Origin of the sequence: uncultured Vagococcus sp. (genome assembly GCF_963518325.1) — a bacterium.
Lineage (GTDB): Bacteria > Bacillota > Bacilli > Lactobacillales > Vagococcaceae > Vagococcus_D.
Map to the genome: position 1 here is coordinate 1 of NZ_CAUQJB010000059.1, position 12,944 is coordinate 12,944.

The 12,944-nt window shown below is 37.6% G+C and carries 12 protein-coding genes and 1 pseudogene; 11 read left to right on the forward strand and 2 right to left on the reverse strand.

Annotation, left to right across the window (positions count from 1 at the left end; all coding sequences use genetic code 11):
- The first annotated feature begins 165 nt into the window (after nucleotides 1-165).
- The 6 genes and pseudogenes from tnpB (at nucleotide 166) to RWN13_RS23235 (ending at nucleotide 4,152) form a co-directional block, all read left to right on the forward strand.
- The gene (gene tnpB / locus RWN13_RS23215) at nucleotides 166-522 is read left to right on the forward strand and encodes an IS66 family insertion sequence element accessory protein TnpB (protein WP_314068551.1); all 357 of its coding nucleotides are present in this window, start codon (nucleotides 166-168) and stop codon (nucleotides 520-522) included.
- Between the two features lie 187 nt (nucleotides 523-709).
- Nucleotides 710-1,969, forward strand: a pseudogene (tnpC, locus tag RWN13_RS23220) (IS66 family transposase); the annotation flags it as partial.
- Nucleotides 1,967-2,170 carry a transposase domain-containing protein gene (locus RWN13_RS23225; protein ID WP_314068574.1) on the forward strand — a complete coding sequence of 68 codons (204 nt, stop codon included), beginning with the start codon at nucleotides 1,967-1,969 and terminating at the stop codon, nucleotides 2,168-2,170. The pseudogene tnpC and the gene RWN13_RS23225, both read left to right, overlap by 3 nt.
- A 216-nt stretch (nucleotides 2,171-2,386) precedes the next feature.
- Nucleotides 2,387-2,509 (forward strand): hypothetical protein, encoded by a 123-nt coding sequence (locus tag RWN13_RS23230; protein ID WP_314068553.1) that lies wholly within the window; start codon nucleotides 2,387-2,389, stop codon nucleotides 2,507-2,509.
- A gap of 22 nt (nucleotides 2,510-2,531) precedes the next feature.
- Nucleotides 2,532-2,615 (forward strand): LPXTG cell wall anchor domain-containing protein, encoded by an 84-nt coding sequence (locus RWN13_RS23735; RefSeq protein ID WP_399553729.1) that lies wholly within the window; start codon nucleotides 2,532-2,534, stop codon nucleotides 2,613-2,615.
- Between the two features lie 325 nt (nucleotides 2,616-2,940).
- Nucleotides 2,941-4,152, forward strand: coding sequence for an NlpC/P60 family protein (locus RWN13_RS23235; RefSeq protein ID WP_314068555.1), 1,212 nt, complete (start codon nucleotides 2,941-2,943; stop codon nucleotides 4,150-4,152).
- 155 nt (nucleotides 4,153-4,307) lie between these two features.
- Here the strand turns inward: RWN13_RS23235 and RWN13_RS23240 are convergent, their stop codons facing one another.
- Nucleotides 4,308-5,582 carry an NlpC/P60 family protein gene (locus RWN13_RS23240; RefSeq protein ID WP_314068557.1) on the reverse strand — a complete coding sequence of 425 codons (1,275 nt, stop codon included), beginning with the start codon at nucleotides 5,580-5,582 and terminating at the stop codon, nucleotides 4,308-4,310.
- A gap of 473 nt (nucleotides 5,583-6,055) precedes the next feature.
- On the opposite strand from RWN13_RS23240, the gene RWN13_RS23245 reads away from it, so the two are divergent.
- The 5 genes from RWN13_RS23245 to RWN13_RS23265 all read left to right on the forward strand — a co-directional run bounded on the left by RWN13_RS23245 (nucleotide 6,056) and on the right by RWN13_RS23265 (nucleotide 12,346).
- Entirely contained in the window at nucleotides 6,056-6,505 is a 450-nt protein-coding gene (locus RWN13_RS23245) for a hypothetical protein (protein WP_314068560.1), read from the forward strand.
- A gap of 721 nt (nucleotides 6,506-7,226) precedes the next feature.
- Nucleotides 7,227-8,201: a M23 family metallopeptidase gene (locus RWN13_RS23250; protein WP_314068562.1), complete on the forward strand. Its 975-nt coding sequence runs from the start codon at nucleotides 7,227-7,229 to the stop codon at nucleotides 8,199-8,201.
- Between the two features lie 222 nt (nucleotides 8,202-8,423).
- On the forward strand, nucleotides 8,424-9,386 hold the full coding sequence (locus RWN13_RS23255) for a phage tail tip lysozyme (protein ID WP_314068564.1): 963 nt from the start codon (nucleotides 8,424-8,426) through the stop codon (nucleotides 9,384-9,386).
- A 116-nt stretch (nucleotides 9,387-9,502) separates the two neighbouring features.
- Nucleotides 9,503-11,329: a glycoside hydrolase family protein gene (locus RWN13_RS23260; protein WP_314068569.1), complete on the forward strand. Its 1,827-nt coding sequence runs from the start codon at nucleotides 9,503-9,505 to the stop codon at nucleotides 11,327-11,329.
- An 801-nt stretch (nucleotides 11,330-12,130) separates the two neighbouring features.
- Entirely contained in the window at nucleotides 12,131-12,346 is a 216-nt protein-coding gene (locus RWN13_RS23265; protein WP_314068570.1) for a GW dipeptide domain-containing protein, read from the forward strand.
- Nucleotides 12,347-12,760: 414 nt separating this feature from the next.
- Here RWN13_RS23265 and RWN13_RS23270 read toward each other — a convergent pair.
- The coding region (locus RWN13_RS23270) for a hypothetical protein (RefSeq protein ID WP_314068573.1) at nucleotides 12,761-12,944 on the reverse strand (184 nt) is incomplete at its 5' end.

Sequence of the window (12,944 nt, forward strand, 5' to 3'; positions counted from 1 at the left end):
TTTAAACGGCTCAACACATCCGTTTTGGTGGCTCAAGCTATCCGAATTGATGGCTTAAATCAACCCGAAATAATCACAAGTTAACAACGGGTGAAATGGAAGTTCGTTTGTATAATGGCATTGATAAGTACATCTTATTCGCTGTTTTAAAGGAGTTGAAATCGAATGCTCGTTGATTACAGCCAAGTTAAACAGTTATTCATCGTTTGTGGGAGGACTGACATGAGACGAGGGATTACAGGCTTGGCAGCAATTATCACCGACACTTATCAACTTGATCTGTTCGATGATGCTCTCTTTCTATTTTGTGGCGGCAAGAAAGATCGATTCAAAGCGTTATACTTCGATCAAGATGGGTTTCTCTTATTGTATAAAGTCATCGAATCTGGTCGACTCCAATGGCCTAGAAATCAAGACGAGGTTCGCCAATTAACTAGTCAAGAGCTTCGTTGGTTATTGGAAGGGTTGTCTATCCAACAGCCTAAAGCAACTATGCCAGCAACACCAAGTTACCTCTCTTGAAAAACAGCTGAAACCCTTGATAATATTGGGATTCAGCTTTTTTATCTCGTTTGTTTATGGTATAATAATAACAAGATATCAAGAGAGAATGTGGGTGATTTAATTGACAGAACTGGAAAAAATATTAGTCGAAACAAATGAACAGCAGCGAATTCAACTTGAGAATAAAGCTCAACAAATTGAGCGCTTGGCTGAACAAATCGAGTATTTGACACGCAAGCTATTTGGGACGTCTAGTGAAAAAAAAGTCGATGAGAATCAGCTCTCTTTATTGGATGAAGATGAGTCTTTTTTCGACCAAGCAGAGACAACTGAAGAAAAAACCGCGGACACGTTCATTGAGAAGCGACCAAAAGTAATTGGTAGAAAAGCAGCACTCACCAAACATCTTCCAATTTTGGAAGAAATCCATCTAGACTTAACGGATGAGGAAAAATTATGTGAAGCCTGTGGGTCTCAGATGGATGAGATGGGGAAAACCAAACGAGAAGAACTCGTGTTTATTCCCGCTCGCCTAGAAAAAAGAATCTATCATGAACAGACGTACCATTGTATGACCTGTAAAGCTGGCGAATCCTGTTCGATCAAACGAGCAGAGGCCGCAAAGCAGCCGATTCAAAATAGTCTCTCAAGCCCGTCAATCTTAGCACAACTGTTTCACCAAAAATATGAAATGTGTCTACCGCTTCATCGTCAAGTGAAAGAATGGTTGACTTGGGGGTTAGATGTCAGCCATCGCACCTTGACCAATTGGGTCATTCTAGGAAGCCATGATTGGTTGACTCCTATCTAAGATCGACTTCATCAAGAATTGGTCAAAGAAGAGGTCTTAATGGCTGATGAAACCCCTTATCAGATTTTAAGACGCCCTGACGGTCGCCCAGCCACATCAGAAGCGCGTGTTTGGCTCTTTCGAACAATGGCTGACTGCCCACCTCCCATCGTCCTCTATCAATCAACCTTGACACGAGAAAAGAAAGTGCCTGAACAAACCTTGGCAAATTTCAGCGGTTACTTACAAACCGATGGCTATAGTGCTTATCAAAATCTACCAAATATTTGCCAAGTAGGATACTGGAGTCATGCTCGAAGAAAATTCGTGGATTGCGCTGATAAGAAAGGGAAAGCAGCCATCGGGATAGACTACTGCGATCAACTTTTCCGTTTGGAACGAGAGTTTACGGCGAAAGACTTAAGCGTTGAAGAACGACTGACGGCTCGCCAAGCGCATTCGCGACCAATTGTTGGGGCCTTCTTTGATTGGCTAAGTTCGTTTCATACGATGAAGGGGAAGTTACAAGAAGCTGTTCGTTATGCGCAGAATCAACAGGCTTCGCTGAGGTGGTTTTCGGAAGATGGGTGATTAGCTCTTTCCAATAATTTGAGTGAGCGGAGTATTAAAGCCGTTGTGATGGGCAGAAAAAATTACCTATTCAGCACAAGTATGGCAGGGGGACAAGCGAATGCTTTGGCACATAGTATCGTTGAAACGGCGATTGCGAATGGACTAAACGCCACGCGTTATTTGGAGTATCTATTTACCCATTTGCCCAATGTGCCATTTTTACAACAACCAGACCTTCTGGATGATTATTTGCCATGGAGTGACACGGTTCAAGTACATTGCCAACACCCCCGACTCAGCTAATAACCTCAAAACGTAGTGAACTGATTACTTACAGTTTACTAGCTTTGAGGTTATTTGTGTAGCCGTTCAGTATTACCTACTTACATTTGAAGGGAAAATACTCAAGTAATAGCAGTTTTATATCGAGTAAAGCATTTTCAAATGATGAACTAATATTTATACTCAAAAATTCACATGAATTTGAACGAAATATAAAGAATGAAGGAAGAGAATTGGGTGCAGGTCGAATTATATATATTATTAAAAGCTTATGAATATGGATTAATCCCTGATTCAAGCACGATGAATTTAAACAAAAATAATGGGCACCACTATCGTCAACAGATGCAGAAAAAATAGATGATAAAAAAATAGTAATTTAATCAAGTTACCTCAAACAGGTGAAGAAAAAGCGAAATGGGCCATTTCAATTTTAGGAATTATTTTATTAGTCGCTTATCTATAATGGTAAAGGAACTTTGATAGAAAGGCGAGTTGAATTATTTGTTTTCACTATGGTACGACCATTACCATATGTCCGATTTTTCTTTACCGTTTGCCTATTCAAATCCCTACTATCATAAGAGTATATAAGTTATATGAAAGAACCTTATCAGACGTGATAAAGAAGTGACTTTAATGGGGCTGAGTGGCTTAACGTAATTACGACAGAGGAACCGTTAACTTAATAGTTTATCCAGATTTAGTTAAGGGGATTACCGAAGTTGTTTATGTAAGTCTAAAGAAGTACCCAAACTAAAAATTGATGAAATGGTGAGGTGGAATTATTTATGGCAAAGGAACGTACAGCAATTGTAAATGAAGCAAGAAAGCATTTAGGAAAGCCTTATTCACAGGGCTCAGGTCGCTTAGGGCCAAATGTTTTTGATTGTTCAGGATTGGTTTATTATGTGTTTTTAACAGCAACAGGAAGAAAACTAGGAACGGTTACGTGGACTCAGGATAGGTCAGGAGAAAGAATTTCTGTAAGTGAGGTTTTACCAGGGGATCTTTATTTTTGGGGAGACCAAGGGAATACAAGTCATGTTGCAATTGCGATTGGAAATGGAGATTTTATTCATTCACCACAGGAAAATGAAGTGGTGAAAATAACAAATATACAATATTTTCCACCTAATTTTGCCCTTAGGATGGATTTATCAGAGGTAGCAGACCAAGAAATCATTACTCAAGGTAGTAAAGAATTAAGAGGAATAGGACTTGAATATCGTGTACACATTCCCAATCAAGGAGACCTCGGTTTTATGGTCCAAAATCAGGTTGCGGGGACTGTTGGTAAAAATATTCCTTTGCAAGCAGTAGATATTTTTTTCAATGGGTCATCTAGTTATTTTGAAGTAGAAAGTCATATAAGTGGTCTTGGCTGGCAAAATACTGGCTCAAAGATTGGTGTTAAGGGGAAGAATAAAAATCTAGAAGCCTTTAAATTTATACTAAAAGCAAGTATGGCAAATCGTTACACGATTGAATATCGCTCGCACAGTAGTAACGTAGGCTGGGGAGAGTGGACGTTTGAAGGTCAGGAAAGCGGTGTTACAGGTAAAAATTTACCAATTCAAGCCATTCAATTTAGATTAAAGCAAAAATTTATTGCTCAAGGAACGGCTAATCCGACTAAACAAGGGTTGGAATATCGGAGTTATGTGCAAAACCAAGGCTGGTTAGGCTATGTAAAAGAAGGTAACCTATCAGGAACGACTGCTAGAACCCTTCCTATGGAAGCTTTAGAAGTAATGCTGAATGGTGTTTCTCTAAGTGTCCAAGGGCATGTAGCGCAACTAGGATGGCAACTAGTAGGGACCACAGCTGGTAGTATTGGCAAAGCATTAAATTTAGAAGCCTTCAAAATTATGTCGGAAAAAGTAATATATCGTGCCCATATTCAAGACATCGGTTGGCAGGAATGGAAGACGAATGGCGAAATTGCTGGAACAATTGGTAAGGTGAAATACATTGAAGCGATAGAAATAAAAGTCATTTAAATGTTGAGATAAAGAGCCCTCCATCCGTAAAAAAGGATTAAGGGCTTTTTATTGAGCGGATAGACTCTAGTAGATTATTATGCTGTCAATTCACGTCACATTACCGGTGCATCTGTTTCTCATTATAAAGAGCATCGTGTTGTCCATTAACTAACTTATTTAATTTCGAGAGCCTTTTTATCAATCCAACCTTTTAAGTCGGGGCTGAACACATATGAACCTGAATCTTGTGTGATTTTTATTGATTTTCCGGTGTGATTATCAGTAAAATCTAATCGAGCGAACCCTTTCATGCCCCAGGGTAATGTGTCAATGTTTTTTCTGATTGCTAATATTTTTGCCGTTTTATTTATTTCGGTAATCGTTGTTTTTGTATTAGTTACTTTGTTATTATTGGGAGTTGAATCAACGGATTTTTGGAGGTCAATATTAAATGCTTTTTTGTCAATCCAGCCCAAGTTAGGAACATAGTAGTAAGAACCATTTCTTGCTGTTACAGTCACATTTTTTCCAAGATAGTCTTTTGTGTATCCTAAGCTGACAACTCCAGCGTACCAAGGAACTGGATCAATATTGTATCCAGAGTATTGAATGACTCCAGCACCGTTTACGGAGATTACTTCATCCAAGCCTTTCTTATCGATCCATCCTTTTAGCTCGGGGCTATAGGCGTAATAACCTGAATCTTGTGTCAATGTGATTACTTTTCCAAGAGATGAAGAGGTTGTGCCGAGTTTTCCATAGCCTTTTTGTCCCCATGGAAGAGTGTCAATTTCTTTTTCAACTCTGTTGATCATAGCGGTCTTAGAAATTTCAGTGTAGATCATTTGGTTTACAACAGGTGATGGTGTGTCAGATAGAATTCTTCTGGCAAAACTAGGATAAAAATACTTTATATCGACTGTCGTAACATTCTGGCCAGGTTGTGGGGCGTGAATCATTTGGTTATTACCCGCATAGACTCCTACATGATAAGTTGCACCACGACTTCCGTAAAATAGCAAATCACCTGGTAATAAACTAGCAAGGCTAACTTCCTTACCTTTCGTTTCTTGATTGGTTGTTCCCATGGGGATATCCACCCCAACAGCATTTTTAAAGACGTATCTCACTAATCCGCCACAATCAAATGAGCTTGGACCTTGGGCCCCCCATGCGTAAGGCTTGCCAATTTGAGCCTTTGCCATATTAAGGACCTTAGTTTGATCAGTTGTCATAACAGCCCGGGTTAAAAAAGGTTGTGATGTTTCGGCATTGGGGACTTCAGGGATAGCGATTATTTGTGTGTATTGCTCGATAGTAAACCCAGCTTCTAAAGCTTGATTTAAATCATCAGTGTTATCCCGTTGTCTTTCTGTGGCATGAGCAGTTGTTCCGCCGATACCAGCAAGTACTAAGAGCATGGCGGCAATTTTAAGTGTTTTTTTCATTTGTCTTCCTCCTAATATCTATTGAACAAATTAACTCTAACACAATTATCTGAGTTAGGTAAAGCGTTTTCAAAGTTTTTTAAAAGTTTAAAATGTTGTAAATAACACACGATTAATTATTGAAGTGAGCTATGCATCGTTGTAGGTAAAAATCATATAACAGTTAGCTTAACGAAACTTTTTTTTAAAAGTATGTTTTTTGTTTGAGGTTTTATTTAATCAATACTTTTTTAGCTAATGAAAAGTAAGTTGAAGTAATAATATTATACAGACAGCAGAGATGGAGATTCCAACAGAAGAAGCCAAGACTGGCACGAGACATACTTAAGAACGGACTGCTTCGCCCAAAGTAGAAGAGAAAACAGGCCTTATAAGGGTTAAAGGTGCCAGCCTACCTCAAACAGATAAGGAGAAGACAAAATGGATACTATCGTTAATTGGCTCATTAATTAAGCAATCTCAATGAGATCCAATTGGATGACTCTAACAACTCTCGAGTCGTCGGTAAATTGGCAATACCAGCCATTGAACTGTATTTGCCAATCGTGCCAGGAGCAGGTTCAAAGAATCTGATCAGAGGGGCCGCAACACCCGTCTTGTATCAAAAGATGGGGGATCTAACTTATCGCTTAACATCGGAAAAAATCCGATTTGATCAGCAGCTCTTATTTGGTTCGCTAGCTAAATTAAAAAATGGAGACTTGATTTTTTTGACTGACGGAAGAACCATTTACGAATACGGGGTAATAAACCTATCAGAAGAAGACACAGTAAATGAGGGTTTTTTTCTTAAAGAATATGAAGTCCTTTTTTTAGTTCTCTATACTAAAGGTAAGTCAGGACAAGTCGCTGAAGCAAGGCTAAACCAAGTAGCTGATTATGAACTAAGCGATAGTTATTTTAAAGGTATTTTGAATAAGTAGAAAAATAGACAGAAAGTTGGGAGGACTAGTGCTTATCAGGACGTTAACTCTGCACTTAAGTGAAGCATAGCAAGAAAAGGTTGTTTTTTTAACCAGCCTTTGCATAAGGTGATGCAAATTTAGAAGCTACATATAGAACAAAATAATGTCAAAAGTATGTCTACCGTAATATCATAGGAACATGAAATCAAATAACTGGAAGAGGTGTTGGTTATGATAGACCATTTTTTCGATAAACTGGAACGGCATATTTTTTGGAGGGGAATTGTGGTAATTTATCTCTTCCTCTTCGGTTGGTTGATTTGGTTTTTGATTCACTAAGTTATCTTTAATCGTAATAAAACTGGAGTACACTCATAAGGCTGTTGAAAAAGTTCGAATTTTCGGTTAAGAAAATTCGAACTTTTTATTTTTTCCTACTAGTATAGTAATTACTAATAAACTATGAAGGTTCATCCTCACTTGAACTTCTATTTCAATCTATTTTGGGAACTAGGTTTTCATGTTTTTTCTGTTTGGCTATTTTATGAGTTTTTCAGCAGACTCTACACTCATTGAGTGTATTTTTTTTTGAACATTACCATATGGGCTGCTTTTATTTACCGTTTACCTATCCAGATATCTTTTATGATAAGAGTATATAAGTTATATGAATGAACCATATCAGACGTGATATGACCAAGACAGTAACATAATTCAATTAAGAAAAGAGGAAATTAATATGGCAATTGGATGGGGATGGCCTTTTCCAAAAGTAGGCGAAGGCAGTTTTTCAGGAGGACAGTTATTTGGAAAGAACCCTGGTGGTGAATTTAGACCAAACGGGTTTCATAATGGACTTGATTTTGGTTCAGTGGATCATCCAGGGAGTGAGATTTGTGCCATACATGATGGAACAGTTGTCTTTGCTGGTTGGGCACCATCTGGCTACGAAGCCCTAGGAACAGTTGTAGCCACTAAATCAGACGACGGTTATTATGTCGTCTATCAAGAGTTTGGCACAAGTACGGCTAATATTCGCGTTAGTGTGGGTCAAAAAGTGACATTGGGACAAGTTGTTGCGACACGTAATACAAGTCATTTACATTTAGGTGTGACGAAAACAGAGTGGTTAAAGGCTCAATCTTCAGCCTTTAGCAATAATGGCGTTTGGTTGGACCCACGGGATATCATTAAGAAAGGAATTTTTAAACCAATTCCAAATGATCGTACCCCTCATAATGTGATCACTTATTGGTATCCAAGTGAAACAAATGGTGGTTTTAAACTGGTGACAGAGTATTGTAAATCAAGAGGCTGGGGGTACCGCGTTGTAAAGAATGATAAAGGGCAACTAAAAATTGTCGTTGGTTGGTTTCATCAAGATTCTGAAGGGAAATTTGAACTGGAAAAATTATTGGCGGATCATAACTTGGCTTATACGGTTAAACTGCACGGAGAAGGGGACGGTGCTTCCTCTAACAGCTCAAAACAGGATATAGTGACCTATTGGTATCCAAACGAGGCTAATGCCGGCTATCAGAAGGTCATCAACTTTTGTAAAATAAAAGGGTGGGGATACAGACTGGAAAAAAATAGTAAAGGACAAATTAAAATAATTGTAGGATGGTTCCATGTTAATTTTTCAGGAAAAATTGAACTTGAGAAATTTTTAGCGGCTAATAATTACAATTATGTGGTTGATTTTTTCTATTAAACTAATCTCAAACATGCATAAAGAGTGGGGAAGGGGAGAACTAGTGCATACGGGTTCTCCCTTTTGTCATGTGGCAAGCTATCACCAAATTTAAAATGGAAACAGTTGATTATGGTGGCACCTTACCATATTCCCACTAAAAGCTTACCGTTTGAAGTCTTTAAGAAACGATACAATCAATTTAGATGATCATCTAAAAAAAGAAAATAGAAAGAGGGAGAAATGATGGCGACACAACTAGAAACAGCAACAGCAATTTGGAAATACTTAATTGCAAAAGGATGGAGTAAAGAGGCAATCGCGGGAGTTCTTGGAAATATGCAGTCTGAAAGTGGTATTATTGCCGATCGCTGGGAGTCTGATATTGTTGGAAATATGAATGGTGGGTATGGTCTTGTCCAATGGACACCAGCTACTAAGTTTATTAACTGGGCAAATTCCAATGGGTTAAATTATCGTACATTGGATGCACAATTAAGACGAATCGAATGGGAAGTAGCTAACAATGTTCAATGGTGGCATCCAACTCTCACGTTTAAACAATTTACTCAACGAGCAGTTAGCCCAGAAGAGTGTGCATCTCTTTTCATTACATACTATGAACGTCCAGCTAATCCGAATCAGCCCAACAGGCAAACACAAGCACGGGCTTGGTATGAAAAATTGAAAGGTATCAATAAACCAATTCCAAATGATCGTACCCCTCATAATGTGATCACTTATTGGTATCCAAGTGAAACAAATGGTGGTTTTAAACTGGTGACAGAGTATTGTAAATCAAGAGGCTGGGGGTACCGCGTTGTAAAGAATGATAAAGGGCAACTAAAAATTGTCGTTGGTTGGTTTCATCAAGATTCTGAAGGGAAATTTGAACTGGAAAAATTATTGGCGGATCATAACTTGGCTTATACGGTTAAACTGCACGGAGAAGGGGACGGTGCTTCCTCTAACAGCTCAAAACAGGATATAGTGACCTATTGGTATCCAAACGAGGCTAATGCCGGCTATCAGAAGGTCATCAACTTTTGTAAAATAAAAGGGTGGGGATACAGACTGGAAAAAAATAGTAAAGGACAAATTAAAATAATTGTAGGATGGTTCCATGTTAATTTTTCAGGAAAAATTGAACTTGAGCGATTTTTAGCGGCTAACAATTACAATTATGTGGTTGATTTTTTCTATTAAGATAAAAATTTGTCAATATTGAGAGAGGTGTTTGGTTATTTAGGAACAAGAGTGTGTCATTATTCTAAAATAACCATATCCGACGTGATAGAAAATAAAAGGAAAAAGGTGAATAAGTGGCAAATGAAACGATGGTAATCTCACAAGTGGGGATTAATTTAATCAAAAAATGGGAAGGTGTTAGATTAACAGCCTATCAGGATGTAGTTGGTGTGTGGACAATTGGATATGGTCATACAAAGGGTGTCTATGCTGGTATGAACATAACCCAAACTCAGGCTGAAGCATTCTTAAAAGAAGATATTATCAGCCATGTGGCTTATTTGAAAAAAGTAGTTAAAGTAGTACTTACTCAAAATCAGTTTGATGCCTTAGCAAGTTTTCACTTCAATTTAGGGGCATATGTTTTACAAAATGACACGACCTTATTAGAGTATATAAATAATAGCAAATGGCAACAAGTAGGTAATCAAATGAAAAAGTATGTGTATGCAGGTGGTCAAGAAGTTCAAGGATTAAAAAATAGACGAAATGACGAGGTGGAATTATTTATGGCAAATGAACGTTCAGCAATTGTAAGTGAAGCAAGAAAGCATTTAGGAAAACCATATTCGCAAGGCGCAGGTCGCTTAGGTCCAAATGTCTTTGATTGTTCAGGGTTGGTTTATTATGTATTTTTAACAGCTACGGGAAAACAATTAGGGACAGTTACTTGGGCCCAAGATAGATCAGGAGAAAGAATTTCTGTCAATGAGGCCTTGCCCGGGGATCTTTATTTTTGGGGTGTCCAGGGTAATACAAGCCACGTTGCAATTGCAATTGGAAATGGCGACTTTATTCATTCACCACAGGAAAATGAAGTAGTGAAAATTACGAATGTAAAGTATTTTCCGCCTAGTTTTGCTTTGAGAATGGACTTAAAAGAATTACCTGACAGCAAATTTAAAACAGGCGACATTGTTGGCTTTAATTCACAAGCCCAAACGTGGGTTGGTGGTAAAAGTATCGGGGCAGATAATCTAGCTCGTGAGTATAAAGTGAGCAAATACAATGCTGATGGCAGCCTTTATATTGTGACAATTGATAACGCTTGGGGCGGCAATGTTAATGAGAATGACATTGAAATCAGCAAACGAAGCAAGTTGTTTAAGCTCGGGGATTTAATCGGATTCAAAGAACAAGCGACAACATGGACAAGTGGTAAAGCGATTGGAGCTGATAACTTGGCCCGTGATTATAAAGTAGCGAAACTCAACAATGATGGGACGATCTATATTAAGACAACTGATGATGCTTGGGGTGGAAATGCTCGGGAGCAGGATATTGCTATTAGTAAACGATCTAAAAAAGTTAAAGTCAATGATAACGTCGGATTTAATTCAGGGGCGTCAGCCTGGACAAGTGGTAAAGCCATTGGAGAGGATAATCTAGCTCGCGATTATAAAGTCACTAAGTTATTAGTTGATGGAACCGTCTTAATTACAACTCTTGATAACTCATGGAGTGGCCTAGTCTATGACAAGGATATTGAGATTAATCAGCGAAGTAAAAAGTTTAAGGTGGGTGAGATAGTTCGTTTTAATAGTTTTGCTACCACTTGGACGAGCGGGACAGCCATTGGTGCTGACAATCTAAAAAGAGAGTACGTCGTCACTAAACTGTATGTTGATGGCACAATTTATGTCAGAACCACCGATAACGCTTGGGGCGGTAATGTATTTGAAAAAGATATTGAATTAAGTCGACGAATCAAGCTAAATGATGTGGTTAGATTCATTAATTCCGATGCAGTCTGGACAAGTGGTAAACCAATTGGTGCAGATAATTTATTAAGAGATTACGTCGTAAAAGGGTTTAACAGTGATGGCACGGTGTATCTAACGGTCCCTGATAATTCTTGGGGTGGTAATGTTTACTATAAGGATATCGATGTAAAAAAGTAAGGGGAATAGGTTAATTAAGTGTCCATTGACTAGTAATAAGTTTGGAGATGAACCTTGACGATGTAGAATTTATCACCAATTATTAGTTCCTAATAATATTTTGAATCTAGGTTCAACAATTGGCGCGGATCGGCTACAATAGCAAACACTAAAATATCTGAGCTTACAGTTAGAATAAAAAAAGAACTATCCTCCATTTTATTAATTTATAGGATAGTTCTTTTTTATTGAAGATTAGGAGTACAATATAATTAAATACCTGATTCTTCAGAATTGTTACCCCATTTTGAAATAGAATCTAGAAAATCACAGATTGATTTATGATTTTTAGGCGAATGTATCTTTCAGCAGATTTTAACTCATCGCCTTTCAGACAAGATATACCTTCTATTTTCATTAGCTGGTTGGTTTTTCTAACTTCAGAGTTAGTTGGATACAATTTATGAATATTTGCTCTCTCAATTTCAGACGAACTGATAGAAGGTTAAGGTACTTTTGCAGCTATCAAAGAATTATGACAATTTTTCCCCATCTTTAACTAAACCTAGATCGGGCAGAGCGACAGCACAGATGCAATGACTCTCAATGGCCTAAGAATTGAAAAAATAGTTTGAAAACTTCAGTTTTAAAAGTGGTTGGAAAAAATTAGACTTTCCTAAGTAGCTTTGTTTTTTACTATTATGTTAATTGACTGAGACAGGGGGGATATCAGTTTGTAGAGTAACCATTTTTTATTCGAATCAATTTAAACGAAAGTCCACTATACACCACAATCCTGTCAAAAAAACGTTCTACCAAGGAATGTTTAATATAGGACAATCGATTTTTAACGTGCCTCAAGGAGCACCTAGGTCTAAAGTGACAGGCAATATAAAAGATTATCAAAATAAAGAGCCGATGGTGACAAAAGAAATAGAGACTCAATTTACAAATGGCTCAAAAGGACCATGGGTTGAGATTAGTGTAGATGGTAAAGTGTTAGGAATAATTGATAAAAAAGTAATGGTTGACTTTTAATAGAAACGATAAACTAATGACTATGGCATTGCTTTGTTAAGTAAACTAACACCAAATTTGTTACAGCATAAAAAACTCACATTGCACATGAGATAGAGATGTCCTTGAAATTGACGTTGATTAGAAAACAAGTAACGTCAATTAATGTGACTGATGAAACGTTACAGAGTAAATCAAGTGGGTTTGTTAACATATTCTGTGTTATATCTAATTTAATGTAGAAAAAATGCGGAACCGTTGCGTAAAGTTCAGTATTATTTTATCAAAAACACATGAAAGGAAATGAGAAGACTAATTAAAATAAGGTTGCAGCTTTTTGTTAAAAAGACTGGTTTTCAGTTATCTTTCTTTAGTCAAGAAGCGATTGCGCCTTAATTTTTAATGGTTACTGACAAACGAATTCCCCAACCAAAATTATTTAATCCCCACCAATCCCCCAATTGGCACACTTCTTGCAATATAAAAGAGCCCTTCAAACAGCCAGAAATCAGCCATTAAAAGAACTCTTGTTTTCGTGTTATTTAATAAAAAAAGGATTGACACCGTTTTCAAGGGGTTATACAATATAGGCGTTAAGATAAACCCAAAATGACAGATA